This is a genomic window from Nocardia tengchongensis (genome assembly GCF_054781395.1).
Map to the genome: position 1 here is coordinate 154,044 of NZ_BAAGUM010000012.1, position 17,990 is coordinate 172,033.

At 69.2% G+C, this 17,990-nt stretch carries 19 protein-coding genes; 16 read left to right on the top strand and 3 right to left on the bottom strand.

The annotated features are described in order from the left end of the window. Positions 1-24: 24 nt before the first annotated feature. On the bottom strand, positions 25-531 hold the full coding sequence (locus ACYVKL_RS25375; RefSeq protein ID WP_379174093.1) for a hypothetical protein: 507 nt from the start codon (positions 529-531) through the stop codon (positions 25-27). 260 nt (positions 532-791) lie between these two features. On the opposite strand from ACYVKL_RS25375, the gene ACYVKL_RS25380 reads away from it, so the two are divergent. From ACYVKL_RS25380 to ACYVKL_RS25390, 3 genes are all read left to right on the top strand, one after another. After that, positions 792-1,829 (top strand): asparagine synthase-related protein, encoded by a 1,038-nt coding sequence (locus tag ACYVKL_RS25380; protein WP_379174092.1) that lies wholly within the window; start codon positions 792-794, stop codon positions 1,827-1,829. Continuing rightward, the gene (locus ACYVKL_RS25385; protein ID WP_379174091.1) at positions 1,826-2,593 is read left to right on the top strand and encodes a pyrimidine reductase family protein; all 768 of its coding nucleotides are present in this window, start codon (positions 1,826-1,828) and stop codon (positions 2,591-2,593) included. The genes ACYVKL_RS25380 and ACYVKL_RS25385 overlap by 4 nt, the downstream gene beginning before the upstream one ends. Positions 2,594-3,133: 540 nt before the next feature. After that, entirely contained in the window at positions 3,134-4,438 is a 1,305-nt protein-coding gene (locus ACYVKL_RS25390; protein ID WP_379174089.1) for a glycosyltransferase 87 family protein, read from the top strand. Here ACYVKL_RS25390 and ACYVKL_RS25395 read toward each other — a convergent pair. Together ACYVKL_RS25395 and ACYVKL_RS25400 are read right to left on the bottom strand one after the other, a co-directional pair. Then, positions 4,398-4,682, bottom strand: a complete 285-nt coding sequence (locus ACYVKL_RS25395; RefSeq protein WP_379174088.1) for a YciI family protein — start codon at positions 4,680-4,682, stop codon at positions 4,398-4,400. The genes ACYVKL_RS25390 and ACYVKL_RS25395 overlap by 41 nt on opposite strands. A 60-nt stretch (positions 4,683-4,742) precedes the next feature. Then, positions 4,743-5,285: an amino-acid N-acetyltransferase gene (locus ACYVKL_RS25400; protein WP_213556734.1), complete on the bottom strand. Its 543-nt coding sequence runs from the start codon at positions 5,283-5,285 to the stop codon at positions 4,743-4,745. A gap of 213 nt (positions 5,286-5,498) precedes the next feature. Here ACYVKL_RS25400 and pgsA point away from each other — a divergent pair, with 213 nt between their 5' ends. The 13 genes from pgsA (at position 5,499) to ACYVKL_RS25465 (ending at position 17,933) form a co-directional block, all read left to right on the top strand. Then, positions 5,499-6,113: a CDP-diacylglycerol--glycerol-3-phosphate 3-phosphatidyltransferase gene (gene pgsA / locus ACYVKL_RS25405; protein ID WP_379174151.1), complete on the top strand. Its 615-nt coding sequence runs from the start codon at positions 5,499-5,501 to the stop codon at positions 6,111-6,113. 52 nt (positions 6,114-6,165) lie between these two features. Beyond that, positions 6,166-6,660: a CinA family protein gene (locus ACYVKL_RS25410; RefSeq protein ID WP_379174150.1), complete on the top strand. Its 495-nt coding sequence runs from the start codon at positions 6,166-6,168 to the stop codon at positions 6,658-6,660. Between the two features lie 81 nt (positions 6,661-6,741). Beyond that, positions 6,742-7,107: a helix-turn-helix domain-containing protein gene (locus ACYVKL_RS25415; protein ID WP_213556733.1), complete on the top strand. Its 366-nt coding sequence runs from the start codon at positions 6,742-6,744 to the stop codon at positions 7,105-7,107. Between the two features lie 188 nt (positions 7,108-7,295). Continuing rightward, a complete protein-coding gene (gene pspA / locus ACYVKL_RS25420) occupies positions 7,296-8,120 on the top strand; it encodes a phage shock protein PspA (protein WP_213556732.1) in 825 nt (274 codons plus the stop codon). A 471-nt stretch (positions 8,121-8,591) separates the two neighbouring features. Next, on the top strand, positions 8,592-9,398 hold the full coding sequence (gene pspM / locus ACYVKL_RS25425; RefSeq protein WP_379174087.1) for a phage shock envelope stress response protein PspM: 807 nt from the start codon (positions 8,592-8,594) through the stop codon (positions 9,396-9,398). 308 nt (positions 9,399-9,706) lie between these two features. After that, positions 9,707-9,883, top strand: coding sequence for a hypothetical protein (locus ACYVKL_RS25430; RefSeq protein WP_213556731.1), 177 nt, complete (start codon positions 9,707-9,709; stop codon positions 9,881-9,883). A 70-nt stretch (positions 9,884-9,953) separates the two neighbouring features. Then, on the top strand, positions 9,954-10,898 hold the full coding sequence (locus ACYVKL_RS25435) for an NADP-dependent oxidoreductase (protein ID WP_379174086.1): 945 nt from the start codon (positions 9,954-9,956) through the stop codon (positions 10,896-10,898). A gap of 139 nt (positions 10,899-11,037) precedes the next feature. After that, positions 11,038-12,192 (top strand): sugar ABC transporter substrate-binding protein, encoded by a 1,155-nt coding sequence (locus ACYVKL_RS25440; RefSeq protein ID WP_379174085.1) that lies wholly within the window; start codon positions 11,038-11,040, stop codon positions 12,190-12,192. Positions 12,193-12,202: 10 nt separating this feature from the next. Continuing rightward, the gene (locus ACYVKL_RS25445; RefSeq protein ID WP_213556729.1) at positions 12,203-12,976 is read left to right on the top strand and encodes an ATP-binding cassette domain-containing protein; all 774 of its coding nucleotides are present in this window, start codon (positions 12,203-12,205) and stop codon (positions 12,974-12,976) included. Between the two features lie 36 nt (positions 12,977-13,012). Next, positions 13,013-14,437, top strand: a complete 1,425-nt coding sequence (locus tag ACYVKL_RS25450; RefSeq protein WP_379174083.1) for a sugar ABC transporter permease — start codon at positions 13,013-13,015, stop codon at positions 14,435-14,437. A gap of 25 nt (positions 14,438-14,462) precedes the next feature. Then, positions 14,463-15,614 carry an ROK family protein gene (locus tag ACYVKL_RS25455; protein WP_379174082.1) on the top strand — a complete coding sequence of 384 codons (1,152 nt, stop codon included), beginning with the start codon at positions 14,463-14,465 and terminating at the stop codon, positions 15,612-15,614. 100 nt (positions 15,615-15,714) lie between these two features. After that, positions 15,715-16,428 carry a PIG-L deacetylase family protein gene (locus tag ACYVKL_RS25460; protein ID WP_379174081.1) on the top strand — a complete coding sequence of 238 codons (714 nt, stop codon included), beginning with the start codon at positions 15,715-15,717 and terminating at the stop codon, positions 16,426-16,428. Between the two features lie 356 nt (positions 16,429-16,784). Next, positions 16,785-17,933: a glycosyltransferase gene (locus ACYVKL_RS25465; RefSeq protein WP_379174080.1), complete on the top strand. Its 1,149-nt coding sequence runs from the start codon at positions 16,785-16,787 to the stop codon at positions 17,931-17,933. The last annotated feature ends 57 nt before the right edge of the window (positions 17,934-17,990 follow it).

Genomic DNA, 17,990 nt, shown 5'->3' on the forward strand with positions numbered 1-17,990 from the left:
GGCAGCCGGCCGTGGGGGAGCGGGTCAGAGTCGCCGGAAGACCCAGCGCGCGCGGGGTTCGTCGCCGACCCGGCCGAGCAGCGCCACGGGCACGGCGGAAGCGGTGTCGCCGTAGAGGGTCAGGCTGGGGTCCGACGCCAGGCTGACGCGGTGATTGCCGCCGGTTTCGCTCACATACCAGAGTCCGGTCTCGGCGACGCCGCACAGGTTCTGGCCGACGGAGTAGGTCAGCGGGTCGAGCTGGACCGGGTGCAGGCACAACCGGGTCGACGAGTTCAGCAGCTGGAACACCGGCCCGGCGGGACGGTAGGTGATCAGCACCGGCTCCCATTGATTGAGGTCGGCGCCGTTGTCGGCGATCGAGCGTACGCCCGTCTCGGGCGCGACCGCCGGGCGCAGCGTCAGCGCCGGTTGCGACTCGAGGAAGATTCGATACCGGCCCCCGCGTAGGGGTTCGGCGTCGGCGGGGGTGATCGCGAACATGGCCAGCAGGATGGTGGCCACGATCACGAGGACGGTACGGGCGGACATGACGCGTTCGGTCCTTTCACGGGAGATCACGGACGGGGATGAATCGCACTGCGCACGAGCGAATCCGGAACAGTGGCGGCCCGGATCGCGGACACGGACCGCCACCGTTCCTATTCGAGGCCGGTGCGGCTTCGGCGTGCCCGATTTGCTCCATCGCGGGCAAAGTTTCCGAAAAGCCCGGTGTTGTAGTGTCTACGCGGATGCCGGATGGCCCCTGTCACCAGGCACGAAGGCCCGTTCATCCAAGGAGTGTCGAACCCATGACGGCTGCTCGGAACGAGCGTGTTCTCGCTGACCAGACGGGCGAGACCATGCAGTTCGTCGCCGACCTGCGCGATATCGCCACGCCCGACCCCGGGTTGCGGCAGGTGACCGATCCGGCCGTGGCGGCCGCGTTGATCGGACGCGAGGTCCAGGATCGGATCGAAGCCGTACTGAGCGCTTCCGGCGCCGATCCGGTGGTGCTGCTCTCGGGTGGCGTCGACTCGATCCTGGTCGCGGCGGCGGCCGTCGCGGCGGGTGCCCGCCCGCACGCGATAACCATTGTCTCCGAGGGCGGTACGGACCAGGACAACGCCGTCGCGGCGGCGCGGGCGCTGGGTCTCACCCACGAGATGATCGAGCTCGACGAGCCCGCGATCGTCGACCTGGCCCGGCGCGCGATCGACCTGCTCGGGGTGCCCGAACTGTGGGAGGTCACCTACGCGGTCCCGCTGCTCGCGGCCCTGCCCGCGCTGGACCGCATCGACGCGGTCGGACCGATCCTCACCGGCAGCGGAGCCGATGCGATCGTCGCGGGCGGCAAGGCACTGCGGCACCCGATCGACTCGCCCGAGGCCGTCGAGGAACTCGACCGGACCATCCGCAAGGAATCGGCCGGCAACTTCGTCCACGACCGCCTGGTGCCGGACTTCTATCCGCGGATCATCGGGACATACGCCGACCGTTTCGTGCACGTGTTCCAGACCGTGCGCCTGTGGGAAGTCGCCGAGACCTTCGGCCCGACAGCGCTTTTCGGCGACCACGATGGCCGTCCGGCCGACAAGGTGTGCCTCCGGCTCGCCTGCGAGGCGCTGCTGCCCGAACCGGAGCGCGAACTCGCCTGGGCGAAGAAGTCCGCGATCCAGCGCTCGGCGGGCATCATGGGCGCGCTGGCCACCGCCGCCCGGCGGCGCGCCGCGGCCATGCCGGGCGCCACGGTCTACGGCGACCCGATGACCGAACCGTTCGAGTCGGTCGCGACCCGGCTCTTCCTGGCTCTACTCACCGCGGATCGAGAGCAGAAAGGCACCCCATGACGACAGCCGCAAGCTCGGCGACCGGAATACCCGCCATCGTCAGCGCCGGTGACCTCACCGACGACGACCTCGCCGCCCTGTACGCGTACCCGGCCGCCACCGAGCCATCCGTGCGCGCGAATTTCGTTGTCTCCCTGGATGGCGCGATCAGCACCGGCGGTTCCTCGCGTGGGCTGACCAGCCCGCTGGACCAGCGCGTCCTGAAGCTGCTGCGCAGTCTCGCCGACGTCGTGCTGGTCGGGGCGTCCACCATCCGGGTGGAGGACTACATCGGGATCCGCATCCCCGAATCCGGTCGGGAGCGCCGCAAAGAGCAAGGCCTGCAGCCGATTCCGCCGCTCGCCGTGGTCAGCGGCCGCGCCGACATCGATCCGAAGTCGCGGCTGCTCACCGATACCCTCGTCCCGCCGATCATCCTGACGACCACGACCGCTCCGGCCGCGGCCAAACGCGACCTCGCCGCCGCCGGCGCCCAGGTCGTCGAGCTCGGCCCTGATCGTGTCGAGACCGCCGCCATCATCGACACCCTCACCGGCCTGGGCATGCGCCGCATCCTGTGTGAGGGCGGCCCCAGCCTCGCCGGTCAACTGGCGGCGGATGACGCGCTCGACGAACTCTGCGTCACCACCGCACCGGTCGTGGTCGGCGGGGACGCCCGCCGCATCACCCACACCGACCGCCCGGTCCAGCTGACCATGAGCTGCGAGCACATCATCTTCGATACCGACGGCTTCCAACTCGCCCGCTGGGCGCGAAAGTCATAGCCCGGACGGCGCAGCGATCGGGTTCTCACTGGCTTCAACGGGTTTGGAGGCGACCCTGAAACGTGGGCCGTTCGGTCGACCCCTCGATTTTCAGGAAACTGCCTGCGCGCCTTGACTGCGGTGTTCTTCGCGTGGATTTCCGATCACGAGATCGCTGGCAGTACAACATGTTTCGGGTAGAGTTACGCGATCCTCGCCGGGCGAGGGCTCGCTTTGCAAGCTCACACCTCCGTGTGGGGCCACTGACCAGGGCGTGTGTCACGGCTCACATGGCGGTTTCGGGGCGTGTCGCGGCCGGTACTGTCCTGTTTTGTCAAACATGCTGAGCGATCATCATGGGCGATTACCCCCGAGCGGGCCCCGTACCGACGCAGACCGGTCCGGGGCTCGGTCGGTTGAACGGGCCCGCGTTGATTCGAAATCCGGTGTGTCGCAGCGTTATTTCGCTGTCGTTCCCGGGCTGGTGGTTATCGTGGACCGATGGTTACGCGGGCTAAAGAGTTTATTGCCGGAGAAAGATGCCGGTGTGCGGAGCCCGAAGTGACCGACCGGATGCTGGTCATCGGCACACTGCTCGCGGTCGCAGCGCTGGTATGGCACGTCTACGCACTGCCGCTCGGCAATCCCTACTACGGCCTGTTCAACAATGGCGTCGACCTGGATGTCTACCGGGCGGGCGGCGCGGTCATCCGCGACGGGAGCAGCCTCTACGACGGACCGGTCGTCTTCGGCATGGATTTCACCTACACCCCGTTCGCGGCGCTGGCCTTCGTCCCGCTCACCGTGTTCTCCACGGTCACTGCCAAAGCGCTGTGGTGGACCGTGACCCTGGCGGCGCTGATCGCGCTCGCCGGGCGCTGCCTGCTCGCCCTGGGATATCGAAACACCGTGCGCACCTGGATGTTCGCGCTCCCTCTCGCGCTCGTGTGCACGGTACTGGAACCGGTGCGCACGACGATCTGGCTCGGGCAGATCAACATCTTCCTGGCCCTGCTGATCGTCTGGGACCTCACCCGCGCGCCCACGGCGCCGCTGCGCGGTGTGGGTGTCGGCGTCGCCGCCGGAATTAAGCTCACGCCGGTGTTCTTCCTCGTCTACCTCGCCTGCACCCGGCAATGGCGGGCCCTGGGCGTCGCGGCCGGCGCCTTCGCGGCCACCGTGGCGATCGGCTTCGCGGCGCGACCGGCGGACGCGTGGTCGTACTGGAGCAAACAGATCACCACGCCCGAACGGGTCGGAGCGGTCGATTCACCGGCCAACCAGTCCGTGAACGGCTTGCTGGCGCAGCTGCTCCGATTCTTCGACGTACGGCGATACACCGTGGACACGTTCGGCATGACCGTCTTCCAGCCGCCCGCCTGGATGTGGCTGCCGATCGTCGCGCTGGTCGCCGTGCTCGGACTGCTCGCGGCGGCGCTGGCGCACCGAGCACACCGGGAGCTACTGGCCGTCACGGTGACGGGTATGACCGCGGCCTGCGTGTCACCGTTCTCCTGGGGGCATCACTGGGTCTGGTTCATGCCCTTGGCGATCCTGGCCTGGCACTACACGCGCACGAACCCCACCCGCTGGGCCTGGACGGCTCTCGCGGCGGTGGCGCTGATCGGATTCAGCTGGTGGTGGACCTTCTCGGACCGCCCGCCCATGGAAGGCTCCCCGCACCCGATCGGCATCGGCCTGTTCATGCTGCCCCGCGCGGACCGCACGGTGTGGTGGGCGTACCTCACCGTGCCGACCTACGCGGGGTGCTATCCGCTGCTCATGATCGTGACGAGCTGCGTCGTGATCGGGCGCAGTCGATGGCTCAGGGAACGAAGGCGCCCATGGTCGGCAACCATTCGGTGATCCGCTTGTCCGTCAACAGCCCTTCCCGATTGAACGGGTCGTCCTCGAACAGCTTCGTGACCGCGTCCAGGTCCTCGGCCGACACCAGGATCAGCGCACCCGACCCGTCCGCGTACGGGCCGCTGGTGAGCACGATGCCCTGATCGACCAGGGCATTGAGCCAGGCCCGGTGCTCGGGGCGGTGGATGTCGCGGGCCGGGACGGTGGCCTCGGAGTAGACGTAGTGGACGGCGAAGACGGCCATGGGCTCGAGCGCTCCTGATCGAAGATTCGGATGTGCGACGTAGTGATGGATACCGAAGTATCAGAGCGTCAACAGCATTCGGGTATTCCCGAGGGTGTTCGGCTTGACGTAGGAGAGATCCAGGAATTCGGCGACACCGGTGTCGTAGGACCGGCACATCTCGGCGTACACCTCCGCGGTCACCGGCGTGCCCTCGATCTCGGCGAACCCGTGCCGGGCGAAGAACTCCACCTCGAAGGTGAGCACGAAGACCCGCCGCAACTCGAGTTCGCGCGCCACGGTGATCAGCTGCTCCACGATCAGCCGCCCGGCGCCGGTCCCCTTGATGTCGGGGTGCACCGCGACCGTGCGCACCTCACCCAGGTCGGCCCACAGCACGTGCAGCGCGCCGCAGCCCACGATCTGCCCGCCGAGTTCGGCCACCCAGAATTCCTGCACCGCCTCGTACAGCGTCACCAGGTTCTTCTCGAGCAGAATGCGGCCGGCGTAGATGTCGATGAGGCGTTTGATCTCGGGCACGTCAGAGGTTCGCGCTCGGCGGACGACCGGCGTTCCCGCCGCCTGCCCGCCGATCGAACCGCTGTCTGGTGCCCGTGTTGTCATGGGGTGCACAGTAGTCGGCCCGCGTACCGATAGGCTTGTCGGTGTGTCGCACATCCAGCTTCCCCGTATCCCGGCATGGTCCGGAAACCATGGCCGGTCCCGCGGCCGGTGGGGGCGCTGGTGACGGTGCAGCGTGACGAGATCGAGGGGCGCTGGGCCGACGCCGGCCCCGCGGTGAGCCCGGGCTTCGGGCACACTCCGCGCCCGGAGGCGATGCCGACGGTGTCTGCGCGCCCGGAAGCCTTGGCCGAGACCGAGCCGGTGCCGCTGCTGAACATCGCCAATGTGCTCACCGTTCTGCGCATTCTGATCGTGCCGCTGTTCCTGCTCGCGCTGTTCGCCGGCAGCGGGCACGACACCAAGTGGCGCTGGATCGCGGCGGCGGCCTTCGGCATCGCCGCCATCACCGACCGCATCGACGGGCAACTGGCCCGCAAATACGGTCTGGTCACCGACTTCGGCAAGCTGGCCGATCCGATCGCGGACAAGGCTCTGATCGGGGCAGCGCTCATCGGCCTGTCCATGCTGCACGACCTGCCGTGGTGGATCACCCTGGTGATCGTGGCCCGCGAACTGGGCGTCACGCTGCTGCGCCTGGCCGTGGTCCGGCGCGGGGTGATTCCCGCGGGCCGGGGCGGCAAGCTCAAGACGCTGGTCCAGTCGGTCGCCATCGGCGTGCTGTTGCTGCCGCTGTCGGGCGGATTCGCCGCGGCCGGAATGGACTTGATGTATCTGGCCGTGCTGCTGACCGTGGTGACGGGCCTCGACTACGTCGTGCAGGCGGCCCGGCTCTGGTTCGGGTCACCGGGCGGCAGTCGTGCCGCGTGAGGTTCGGCCCGACATCGAGGCCCTGCTGTCGCGAGTAGCGACCGCAGCGCCCATTCCGCCCGACCCGCTCGTCACCTCAGTGCCCGCCGCCGACCTGGTCGCGGCCCTGACCGCCGCCGGGCAGACGGTGGCCACCGCGGAATCGCTGACCGCCGGACTGCTCAGCGCCGCCATCGCGGGAATTCCGGGCGCCAGCGCGGTGTTACGGGGTGGACTGATCGTCTACGCCACCGACCTCAAAGGGTCGCTGGCCGGTGTGAATGCCGACACGCTGGCAGTGGATGGTCCGGTCGCCGCGAGCACCGCCGAACAGCTGGCCGTCGGTGCGCGTGAGCGCTGCGGGGCGGACTGGGGAATCGGACTCACCGGAGTCGCCGGACCCGAACCACAGGACGGCCGACCGGTCGGCACGGTATTTCTAGGCATAGCGGGTCCGGAGTCCACCGAGGTGCTTCGGTTGAAGTTGCCGGGAGACCGGTGGACGATCAGGGTGGGCGCGGTTCGCGCCGCGGTCACCGAACTCGTCCGCATGGTCCGGGACGAGTGACGAGACCGGGAACGCGCGGCCGACGCCGGACGTTGTCCAGTCAAACGCTGGGTCCGGCGAGACGAGTGTGAGGAGAACGAGATGACGCTGCTGCGAGAAGCCATCGGGGAAAGCCTGCGGCGCGCTCGGGTCGCCCAGAGCCGGACCTTGCGCGAGGTCTCCACCTCCGCGCGAGTCAGCCTGGGGTACCTGTCCGAGGTGGAACGGGGTCGCAAGGAGGCGTCGAGCGAGCTGCTCGCCGCCATCTGCCAGGCCCTGGACGTGCCGCTGGCACAGGTGCTCTTCGACGTGAGCTCGACCATGGCCGACGCCGACAAGGCCGCCGCCAAGGTGCCCGTGCGGGGTGGCGACGGTGACGTGGCGATGGCCGCGGATGGAACTTTCGGCCCCCGCATCGTGATTCCGGCCCCGAAGTCGGACCGTCTGGTGCTGGTGGCCGCCAAGTGATCGCTGTACTGAGGGGCCGAAAGGGATAAATTCTCTGTAGGCTTTCGTTCCGGAGGCGTCGTGCTGTTGCCGAAGTCTCCGAAACGGCCGTTGCACAGTGGAGATATGGGACAACAGGGGTGCGCGACGGTCGCGCACTACTGTCGCGCTACGGGGCGCGGCACGTCATATGGAGGCGGGATCAATCGATGGCTAATCCGTTCGTGAAGGCCTGGAAGTACCTGATGGCCCTCTTCGACTCGAAGATCGAAGAGCATGCGGATCCGAAGGTCCAGATCCAGCAGGCCATCGAGGAAGCCCAGCGCCAGCATCAGGCCCTGTCACAGCAGGCCGCGTCGGTGATCGGCAACCAGCGCCAGCTGGAGATGAAGCTCAATCGTCAGCTGGACGAGGTCGAGAAGCTCAATGCCAATGCGCGCCAGGCGGTTATGCTCGCCGACCAGGCCAACGCCTCGGGCGACACCGAGAAGACGATCCAGTACACCAATGCCGCCGAGGCTTTCGCCGCGCAGCTGGTGACGGCCGAGCAGTCGGTCGAGGACCTGAAGGTGCTGCACGACCAGTCGCTGCAGGCCGCCGCCCAGGCCAAGAAGGCCGTCGAGCAGAACGCGATGCTGCTGCAGCAGAAGGTCGCCGAGCGCACCAAGCTGCTGTCCCAGCTGGAGCAGGCCAAGATGCAGGAGCAGGTCTCGGCCTCGCTGCAGCAGATGGACTCCACCCTCTCGGCTCCCGGCACCACCCCGAGCCTGGACGCGGTGCGCGAGAAGATCGAGCGCCGCTACGCCAACGCCCTGGGTTCGGCCGAGCTGGCCAACAACTCGGTGCAGGGCCGCATGCTGGAGGTCCAGCAGGCCTCGATCCAGATGGCCGGACACAGCCGCCTCGAGCAGATCCGCGCCTCCATGCGCGGCGACGCGCTGCCCTCCGGCGGTGCGCAGCAGCAGATTCCGCAGGGCCAGCCCGCCCAGCCGGCCGCCCAGCCCTTCAACAAGGGCCAGGCCGCCCAGCAGTAACTGCTGCGCGGAAAGTAGTACACGATGGGGAGATCGCGGGCCGAACAGAGTCCCGCGACCTCCCCTGCGCGTTTCCTGCGCCGAACCCGGACGAAAACCCCGGACCCCACCCCGGGCTTCCCCTCACCCTTCGGCCCGTCGGCAACCCCTCAGCCGCCCGCGCAACCCGAAACCGTAATTCCCGAAACGGCTTCCATGCCGCCCTCGGCTGCTGTCCCAGCGCCGGATCGCGCCGCTGACTATCACGCGGCCACTGGTCATCGCGCACAGACTTACGTGGCCCTCTCGGGCCCGGCGCCGCACACCATGAACCCTCGCGGCCCGGCACAGCCCGTGTTCGCCCCTGATCCGGCGCGTGGTCGCGCAGATTTCAGTGCGCCACCAGGATTCGCTGAGGATCCTCGGGCCGGTCGTGGGCGCCGGGCGAAGAAGCGGGCGCGGCGGGAGCGGGCCACCGAGGCGGTGCGGGAGGTGTTGGCGCCCACCGGGTTCGAGCCCGAGGAGTTGGCGCAGCGGCTGCCGGACACCTTGCGGGGTGTGGGGGAGCAGGCATTGGTGGCCGTGCGCAAGTGGGCCGATCCGCGGGAGCGGGAGCTGCGGAAGCGGCGGCGGGCCCGGCGGCGGAGCTTCCGATTGGGGACGGCTTCCGGGTTGACCACGGCGGGAACCGTTGGACTGGTGTTGATCTCGGCACCGGCGTGGGCGGTGGTGGTGGTCGGTGGCGGCGCGGTCGCGCTGGTCACCGGGACCGCGGTGACCGCGCGCCGGTACCTGGATATGCGGCGGGAACCCTTGCCGCAGGCGACGTTCGTCCCGCGCAAGCTGCCGCCGATCCGGTCGGCCGCACGGGCTTCGATCGCCCGCCTGGTTCGAGCGGAGCGGGCGCTGCACGGATTGCACGCGCAGATCGCGCGTTCGGGCCGACTGCCCGCCGACGATCTCGACGACACCCTCGAGACGGCCGCCTCGGGTGCGGCCGCGCTGCACGCGCTGGCGCAGGACGTGGTCGCCATGGAGCGGGCCTCCGGTGCGCTGGGCGTGAATTCACCCCTGGGCGAGCATGTCCGGGCCGTATCGGTCCGATTGGACGGCGGCGTCATCGAATACGAGGGCATGGTGGCCGCGGCGGCCCGCGTGCTGGCGGTGCCGGAGAGCGCCGCGGTGGCCGACGACCTCGGCTGGGCCATGGTCGGCCTGCGCGATGCCGCCGATCGCCTCGACGGCTGGGCCCAGGCGCTCACCGAACTCGCCGACCAGCGTTTCCGCACACGTCCCTGAGACCGTGCCGATCAGCGCCTCCACCCGCGTTCCCCACGGACCCCGAACCAGGGTCCGCCGAGAAACCGATGCTCGCCGCGCGACCACCGCACGTAGGGCGCTCCCGCGCTCCGGACCAGCTGTTCCGCCCGGACCGACTGCCGGGCACTCGCCCCTGCCCAACACTCGCCGACGGTTCGGCCACCTCGGGGTGAACCCTGAACTGTCCCGGATTTTGGCGCTGACCTGGTGATTTTCTCAGCCTGCCGACGCAGTATGGATGGTGTCGGATCGCGCGGACGGCGGTTCGGAGACTAGGGAGGCAAGGAATGTTCTGGAAGATTCTCGGCGTCGTCGTCCTCGTATGGATCGCGTTCATGATTCTCGGCTGGCTGATCAAGAGCCTGTTCCCCATCCTGATGGTGAGCGCGGTGATCTTCGGCCTGTACCTGCTGTACAAGGCGGTGTCGGGGTCCAAGGACAAGTCGCCGCTGGGCAAGTACTGACGATCGAGCCGAACGGACCGTTCGCCCGGGGTAGCCCGGGCGGACGGTCCGTTCTCCGTATGATCGCCGTATGGCTACTGCTGTCGTTGCCACCGCTTACGGTGGACCGGAAGTTTTGTCGCTCATCGATGTCGAGGTGCCCGAACCGGGGCCCGGCGAGGTCACCTTCGCGGTTCGCGCCGCCGGGGTGAATCCGTTCGACTACAAGTTCTACAGCGGTGCGTTCGGCACCGATCCGAGCAAACTGCCGCTCCGGCTGGGCCTGGAGGCCGCCGGCGTGGTCACCGCCGTCGGCCCGGACGCGGTGGGACCGGCCGGGCCGATCTCGATCGGGGACGAGGTGCTCGCGCCGGTGAGCGGCGGTTACGCCACCGCGGTCACCGCGAACGCCGCGCGCGTCGTGCCCAAGCCGGCCGAGGTGGATTGGAAGCAGGCCGCCGGCATCCTTAGTGTTGGCGGCACTGCGGTACATCTGCTCGCCGCCACCGGCGTCGGTCCCGGCGACACCGTCCTCATCCACGGCGCGGCGGGCAGCGTGGGCGCGCTGGCCGCGCAGTTGGCGGTGGCGCGGGGCGCGCGGGTGATCGGCACGGCCTCGCCGCGCGGCCATGAGCGGTTGCGCTCCTACGGCGTGGAACCGGTCGAATACGGTCCCGGTCTCGCCGATCGCGTCAAGGCGTTGGCCCCCAAGGGAATCGACGCCGCCATCGACACCGTGGGCACGGACGAGGCGGTGGACGTCTCGCTCGAACTGGTCGGCGATCGCGACCGATTCGCGAGCATCGTGGCCTTCGGCCGGGCCGCCTCCGACGGTTTCAAGGTGCTCGGGATGGGTCCCGGCGCGGATCCGGGCACCGAGATCCGCGGCAATGCGTGGCGGGAGCTGCTGCCGCTGCTGTCGGAGGGCAAGCTGGATCTGGCCATCGCGAAGACGTTCCCGTTGGCGGAAGCGGCTGCGGCGCATACCTTCGTGATGGACGGCCACGCCGGTGGAAAGGTCATTCTGCTGCCCTGATCGACCCCGCCGACTTTGGCGAATCGTCCCCTCCGAGTGACGCGCACGGCATATGTTGTTGCCCACAACATATGCCGTTGCGTACGGTCGCAACCCAGTGACCGCCGCGTGCAGTGTCATTGAAAAGAGGGTCACCCTGATGAGGACGAAAAGCGCACTCCCGCCGAACAAGTCCGGACGCCGACGGGGTTACGCCGCCGCGGCGCTGGCCCTGACCGGCCTGCTCACCCTCACCGCCTGCGGATCCAATTCCAGCACCACGACGTCCTCGTCGGCCGCGCCGTCCGGCGGCGGCGCCAACGGCACGGTCGGGGTCATCCTCCCCGAGACCGCGACCTCGGCCCGCTGGGAATCCTTCGATAAACCCCTGCTGCGAAAAGCCTTGAACGAGGCCGGATTCGACGCCGACGTGCAGAACGCGCAGGGTGACGTCCAGAAGTTCACCACCCTCGCCGACGGCATGATCGCCAAGGGCGTCAAAGTGCTGATCATCGCCGCCATCAACGGTGAGGTCGGCAGCGCGGTCGCGGCAAAGGCCAACAAGGCGGGCATCCCCACCATCGATTACGACCGCCTCAACCTGGGCGGATCCTCCGACTACTACGTGTCCTTCGACAATGTGAAGGTCGGTGAGCTGCAAGGTCAGGGCCTGGCCACCGCGTTGAAGGACAAGCCCGGCGCGCAGGTCGTCGAGATCGAGGGCGCGCCGACCGACAACAACGCCACCCTCTTCCATCAGGGCCAGCAGAAGGCCTTGCAGCCGCTCTACGATTCGGGCGCGCTGAAACTCGTGCGCAGCCAGCCCATCGACGACTGGAATAACCAGAAGGGCGGCACCACCTTCGAGCAGATCCTCACCGGCAACAGCGGCAAGGTCGACGGCGTGGTCGCCGCCAACGACGGCCTGGCCGGCGCGGTGATCACGGTGCTGAAGAAGAACGGCCTCAACGGCAAGGTGCCGGTGACCGGCCAGGACGCCACCGTCGACGGGCTCAAGGCGGTGCTGCGCGGGGACCAGTTCATGACCGTGTTCAAGCCCATCAAGGACGAGGCCGAGAACGCGGCGAAACTGGCCGTGGCCCTGGCCAAGGGCGACAAGGCCGCCGCGGACGCGCTGGCGGTGGGCGTGAGTCAGGATCCCAAGGGCAAGCGGGACGTGAAATCGGTGCTGCTGCAACCGCAGTCGATCACCAAGGCCGAGGTCAAGCAGGTGGTGGACTCGGGCTTCGTGAAAGCCTCCGACGTCTGCTCCGGTGACGTGAAGTCCGCCTGCGCCGCCCTCGGCATCGCCTGAAGGTTCGGACATGAGTGAGCCGCTGCTCCGAATCACCGGCCTGAACAAGAGTTTCGGGCCGGTGCACGTGCTGCACGACGTGGACCTCACCGTGCCGGCGGGAGAGGTCACCGCACTCGTCGGCGACAATGGCGCGGGCAAATCCACGCTGGTGAAATGTGTCGCCGGAATCCACGCCGCCGATTCGGGCGAAGTGCGATTCCGTGGCGAACCCGTACACCTGCGTGGCGCCAAGGACGCGGCGGCGCTCGGCATCGAGGTCGTCTACCAGGACCTGGCCCTGGCCGACAATCTCGACATCGTGGCCAACATGTTCCTCGGACGCGAGCGCGGCAAGCCGTGGCTGCTGGACGAGGCGAGCATGGAGGAGGCGGCGCGGCGCACCCTGGCCTCGTTGGGGGTGCGCACCGTGAAATCGGTGCGCACCCCGGTCGCGGCCCTGTCCGGCGGGCAACGCCAGACGGTGGCGATCGCGAAAGCCGTTTTGTGGAACAGCAATCTGGTGCTGCTCGACGAACCGACCGCCGCGCTCGGCGTGGCGCAGACGCGGCAGGTGCTGGATCTGGTGCGGCGGCTGGCCGAACAGGGGCTGGGCGTGGTGCTGATCAGCCACAATCTGGCCGACGTGTTCGAGGTCGCGGACCGGATCGCGGTGCTGTACCTGGGGCGGATGGCCGCGCAGGTGCGGACCGCGGAGGTCACGACCGGTCAGGTGGTGGAGTTGATCACCGCGGGACGCTCGGGTGATCTCGGTTTGGCGCGGCCCGAAGCCGTGGCGCTGTGAGCAAGGTGGTGGCCGGTGAGCGAGGAATCCACTGATATGACCAATGTTTCGGAATCGGAGTCCGTCGCGGAGACGGCCGTCACCGACTTCGGGATCGACACCACGACACTGTCGACCCGGGAAGCCCTGCGCGACTATGCGGCCCGGCTGCGGGGCGGCGAGATCGGTTCGCTGCCCGCGATTCTCGGCCTGATCGCTTTGGTCGTCTTCTTCTCGCTGCTGTCGGATGTGTTCTTCTCGCTCAACAACATCGCCAACCTGCTGGCGCAGGGCGCGGGGCAGACCATCATCGCCATCGGGATCGTGTTCGTGCTGTTGATCGGGGAGATCGATCTGTCGGCGGGCACGGCGTCCGGGGTGGCGGGCGCGGTGCTGGCCATGCACTACGTGGACAACGGGAACCTGCTGACCGGCATGGGATCCACGGTGTTCTTCGTGTTCAACGCCATGCTGGCGCTGGCGGCGATCCTCGCGGGACTGCTGCGGATCTGGCCCGGGGTGGCGTTCTCCCTGCTCGGGATCCTGTTGACGGTGCTGGGCCTGCCCGCGAATCCGTGGGTGGAGATGCTGCTCGCGGTGTGCGTGGGCGCGGCCATCGGGTCCATCACCGGGTTCCTGATCGCGAAGATCGGGATGCCGTCGTTCGTGGTGACGTTGGCGCTGTTCCTGGCCTGGCAAGGCGTGATCCTGCAGCTCATCGGGGAGGGCGGGGTGCTGGGGATCAGCTCCTCGCACGTGCTCGACGCGGTGGCGAACGGGAACCTGTCCACGGTGGGGAGCTGGCTGCTGTGCGTGGTCGCGGCGGGCGGGTACGCCGCCGTCACGCTGGGCGGGCACTTCCTGCGCCGGCGACGGGGACTGGTCACCGCGCCCACACCGCTGGTGGCACTGAAGGTTTCGGCGCTGTCCGGGTTTGCGATCGTGGTGACCGCGCTGCTCACCGTGAACCGTTCACCGAGCACGTTCATCGTCATTTCCGGTGTGCCGTATGTGGTTCCGATCGTGCTGGTGCTGCTGGTCGCCGGAACCTACGTGCTGACTCGCACCACCTACGGGCGCCACATCTACGCGGTCGGCGGCAATGTGGAGGCGGCGCGGCGCGCGGGCATCAACGTGACCCAGTTGCGGGCCAGCGTTTTCGTCATCAGCTCCGCCTGCGCGGCGATCGGGGCGATCGTCTACTCCTCGAAGGTCGGTTCGGTGGATCCGCAGGCGGGCGGGCTCAATACGCTGCTGTTCGCGGTCGGCGCGGCCGTGATCGGCGGCACCTCGCTGTTCGGCGGGCGCGGGCGGGTCGCCGACGCGGTGATCGGCGGCGCGGTGCTGGCGGTGGTCTCGAACGGCCTGGGCCTGCTGCGGCAGCCCGCGGCGGTGGTGTCCATCGTGACCGGGCTGGTGCTGCTGCTGGCCGCGACCGTGGACGCGCTGTCGAGACGCCGCGTGGCGATGTCCGGCCGGTGAGCCGCGCAATGGTATTACCGAGTCCATGACCGTCGCCCGTCCGGACGAGGTGCGCCGGTTCAACCGGTCGACCCTCCTGCGGCTGCTACACACCGGAGGCCCCGCCACGCGCGCGGCCCTCGCAGCCGAACTCGGGCTCAATCGATCCACCATCAAGATGCTCGTCGACGGGCTCGCCGAGGACGGCGTGGTGGAGGAGAAGGTGCCGCGGGCCGCGCGCGGCGCGGGCCGGCCGTCGCTGTTGGTGTTGCCGCAACCGGAGGCGGCGGTGGTGCTGGCGGTCGATGTGCAGGTCGAGCACGTGGGCATCGCGCTGGTCGGATTCGGCGGGCAGATCCTGAGCCGCAACAGCTGGAATCTGCGTGGGCGGCAACGGGAACCGGACGAGGTGATCACCCACGTCGCGGAATCGTCGGCGGTACTGGCCGAGGATCTGGGACTGCGGCCGGTGGCGGTGGGCGTGTGCGTGCCCGGCGTGGTGCGGCGCGTCGATGGGCTCGTGCACAATGCCGGAAACCTGCGCTGGGGCGAGGTGGCGCTGGGGCAGCGGCTGCGGGCGGTCCTGGATCTGCCGGTGCGGGTCGGCAACGACGCCGAATTCGGTGCTCTCGCAGAGCATGTCAGAGGTGCGGGCCGGACTGCGGCCGACGCGGTATTCGTCTCCGCGGACGTCGGGGTCGGGGGCGGGCTCATCGCCAAGGACGCGTCGCTGCGCGGGTCGGCGGGGTATCTCGGCGAGATCGGCCACATGACGGTCAAGCCGGGCGGCCGAATGTGCTACTGCGGCAACGAAGGCTGCTGGGAAACCGAGGTGGGGGAGGCGGCGCTGTGCCGGGCCCTGGGCATGCCCGAGCACGGGCCGCGCGGCGCGATCGTCGCCGAATTGCGTGCGCTGCAGGAGGATTGGGAGACCAGGCTCGGTGAATACCTGGACTGGCTGACCCTCGGGCTGGTGAACGTCGTGAACATCCTCGGACCCGAACTGGTGGTGCTCGGCGACCTGTTCACCGCATTGCCGGAGCCGGGGATCGCGCGGGTGCGCGAGCAGGTGCACCGTCGCAGCATGGTGAGTCGCGCGTTCGGCGGCGTGCGGATCGAGAAGTCGCGGCTGGGGCCGGATCTCAAGTTGCTGGGCGCCGCGGAGGCGGCGTTCGAGAGCGTGCTCGGCATGTTGTGACCGTGGTCCGGGGTGTCAGGCGCGGGCGAGATGAATGGTTCGGGGTGCGAAGTTCGTGGCATGCTGGCGCGTTCGGGTGCGCCCGGAGTTGAATACAGGCATGGAGCAGCTTCCCGAGGACTGGCAGCGCGGGATCGTCATCGCGGCGCATCCCGACGACATCGAGTACGGGGCCGCCGCCGCGGTCGCACGGTGGACCGGGCAGGGCAAGGACATCCGCTACGTCCTGGTCAGCAGCGGTGAGGCCGGGATCGCGGGCCTGGCGCCCGCCGAGGCCGGGCCGCTGCGCGAGGACGAGGAACGGGCCTCGGCCAAGATCGTCGGCGTCGGTACGGTCGATTTCCTCGGCTACCCCGACGGCCGCATCGAGGAATCCCTCGCCCTGCGCCGCGACCTGGCCGCCGCCATCCGCCGCCACCGCCCGGAAATGGTGGTGCTGTTCAACTTCGGCGACACCTGGGCCCGCGGCTACGTCAACTCCGCCGACCACCGCGCCGTCGGCCGCGCCGCCCTCGACGCAGTCTCCGACGCCGGCAACGAATGGATCCACCCCGACATCGCCGAGCTACCCGCCTGGTCCGCCCGCTGGGCCGCCGTCTACGGCGTCGCGGACGGCAGCCACGGCCTCGACGTCACCGACACCGTCGACGCGGCCGTGGAATCGCTCACCGCTCACCGCCGCTACCTGGAGGTCCTGAGCCCCGAGCCTGTCGAAGCTCAAGCTCGCGCCGTCATCGAGATGACCACCGGCCCCAAGGAGGGCTTCTCCGCCGCCCGCGCCCTGAGCTTCGAGCTCTACCACTTCGCGGGCTGAGAAGACGTCTCAGCGACCCGCCGCCCGGCTACCGCGCCGTTCCCCGAGGATCGTCCGCAGGTCCGGCGGCGGGAGTCTGTCCGCGGGCGGTTCGGGCTGGTGAGGGCCTTCTGCCTCGAGGGCGAGGTCGGCGGCGGTCAGGTTCGTGGTGAGGGATGCGATGAGCGCGGTGAGGTCCTGGGTGGCAGGAGGCGCAGGGCTGGCGTGCCGATACTGCTGTTGCTGTGCCGGTCGGACGCTGGTGGCGGATTCGTGGCAGTAGGCCGGGAGTAGGGCGTCGCCGGTTCTCGGGCGACGCGAACTCGGAAGTCGGGTGAGGTTCCGGATGTGTCGGGTGGGTGTGGGACGCTGGCTGCGTGCGAGTAGCGGTGGTGGCCGGGCCTGATCCGGGGCATGCGTTTCCGGCGATTGCGTTGTGTACGCGATTGCTGGCGGCCGGGGACGAGCCGGTGTTGTTCACCAGCCCGCGGTGGTTCGATGCCGCGCGGGACGCCGGGATCGGGGTGCGGCGGCTCAAGGGCCTCGCGCCCCGGGCCGAGGACGACGACAACGACGCCGGGGCCCGGATTCATCAACGGGCCGCGCACATTTCGACGGAGATCCTGCCGGATCTGAGCGCCATGCTGCCCGAACTCGTGGTGTCGGATGTGCTGACCGCGGGCGGCGGGATGGCCGCCGAGCGGCTGGGGTTGCCGTGGGTGGAGCTGTCGCCGCACCCGCTGTACCTGCAGTCGAAGGGGCTGCCGCCCATCGGCAGCGGGCTCGCGGTCGGCGAGGGTCTGCGCGGGCGCGCCCGGGATTCGGTGCTGCGCGGGTTGAGTTCGCGGGCCGTGCGGCGCGGGGAACTCCAGCGTGAGCAGGCGCGCGAGAGCATCGGCCTGCCGGCGCAGGATCCGGGGCCCACCGCCCGGCTGGTCGCGACCCTGCCCGCCCTCGAGGTGCCGCGACCGGACTGGCCGGACAACGCCCACCTGGTCGGGCCGCTGCTGTGGGAGCCCACCGATCGCATCCTCGACCTGCCGCCCGGTGACGAGCCGCTGGTCATGGTTGCCCCCTCCACCGCGCAGACCGGCCAGGTCGGTTTGGCCGAAGCTGCGCTGGAAGCCTTCCAAGGCGCGGGCGTGCGCGTCGCCATCTCCACCCTCGACACCCCGCCCGCCGACCTGCCCGCCTGGGCCACAGCCGGTTTGGGCCGCCAGGACGAACTGCTGCGCCACGCCTCGGTCGTGATCGGCGGCGGCGGGCACGGCCTGCTCGCCAAGACCCTGCTGGCCGGAGTCCCGATCGTCACCGTCCCCGGCGGCGGCGACCAGTGGGAACTCGCCAATCGCGCCGCCCGCCAAGGCAGTTCGATCTTCGTGCGGCCACTGACCCCGGAAGCCCTGCGGGACGCCGTCAAGCGCATCCTCGACGACCCCACCTACACCGCGGCCGCCGCCACGGCCGCCGCCGGTGCGACGGTCACGGTCGACCCCGTCGCCATCTGTCACGCCGCGGTCGGCTGACCCCGGCGCTATCTGTCGGGCCGACAGTCGACTGACCCCGTCGCTATCTGTCGCGGC

Bases quoted from the DNA above. Each gene is read 5' to 3' on its own strand.
- pgsA (WP_379174151.1), top strand. From the start codon at position 5,499: ATGCCGACGGTGTCTGCGCGCCCGGAAGCCTTGGCCGAGACCGAGCCG.
- ACYVKL_RS25460 (WP_379174081.1), top strand. From the start codon at position 15,715: ATGGAGCAGCTTCCCGAGGACTGGCAGCGCGGGATCGTCATCGCGGCG.
- pspA (WP_213556732.1), top strand. From the start codon at position 7,296: ATGGCTAATCCGTTCGTGAAGGCCTGGAAGTACCTGATGGCCCTCTTC.
- ACYVKL_RS25375 (WP_379174093.1), bottom strand. From the start codon at position 531: ATGTCCGCCCGTACCGTCCTCGTGATCGTGGCCACCATCCTGCTGGCC.
- ACYVKL_RS25435 (WP_379174086.1), top strand. From the start codon at position 9,954: ATGGCTACTGCTGTCGTTGCCACCGCTTACGGTGGACCGGAAGTTTTG.
- ACYVKL_RS25445 (WP_213556729.1), top strand. From the start codon at position 12,203: ATGAGTGAGCCGCTGCTCCGAATCACCGGCCTGAACAAGAGTTTCGGG.
- ACYVKL_RS25450 (WP_379174083.1), top strand. From the start codon at position 13,013: ATGACCAATGTTTCGGAATCGGAGTCCGTCGCGGAGACGGCCGTCACC.
- ACYVKL_RS25415 (WP_213556733.1), top strand. From the start codon at position 6,742: ATGACGCTGCTGCGAGAAGCCATCGGGGAAAGCCTGCGGCGCGCTCGG.
- ACYVKL_RS25400 (WP_213556734.1), bottom strand. From the start codon at position 5,285: ATGACAACACGGGCACCAGACAGCGGTTCGATCGGCGGGCAGGCGGCG.
- ACYVKL_RS25395 (WP_379174088.1), bottom strand. From the start codon at position 4,682: ATGGCCGTCTTCGCCGTCCACTACGTCTACTCCGAGGCCACCGTCCCG.
- ACYVKL_RS25440 (WP_379174085.1), top strand. From the start codon at position 11,038: ATGAGGACGAAAAGCGCACTCCCGCCGAACAAGTCCGGACGCCGACGG.
- ACYVKL_RS25385 (WP_379174091.1), top strand. From the start codon at position 1,826: ATGACGACAGCCGCAAGCTCGGCGACCGGAATACCCGCCATCGTCAGC.
- ACYVKL_RS25380 (WP_379174092.1), top strand. From the start codon at position 792: ATGACGGCTGCTCGGAACGAGCGTGTTCTCGCTGACCAGACGGGCGAG.
- ACYVKL_RS25430 (WP_213556731.1), top strand. From the start codon at position 9,707: ATGTTCTGGAAGATTCTCGGCGTCGTCGTCCTCGTATGGATCGCGTTC.
- ACYVKL_RS25455 (WP_379174082.1), top strand. From the start codon at position 14,463: ATGACCGTCGCCCGTCCGGACGAGGTGCGCCGGTTCAACCGGTCGACC.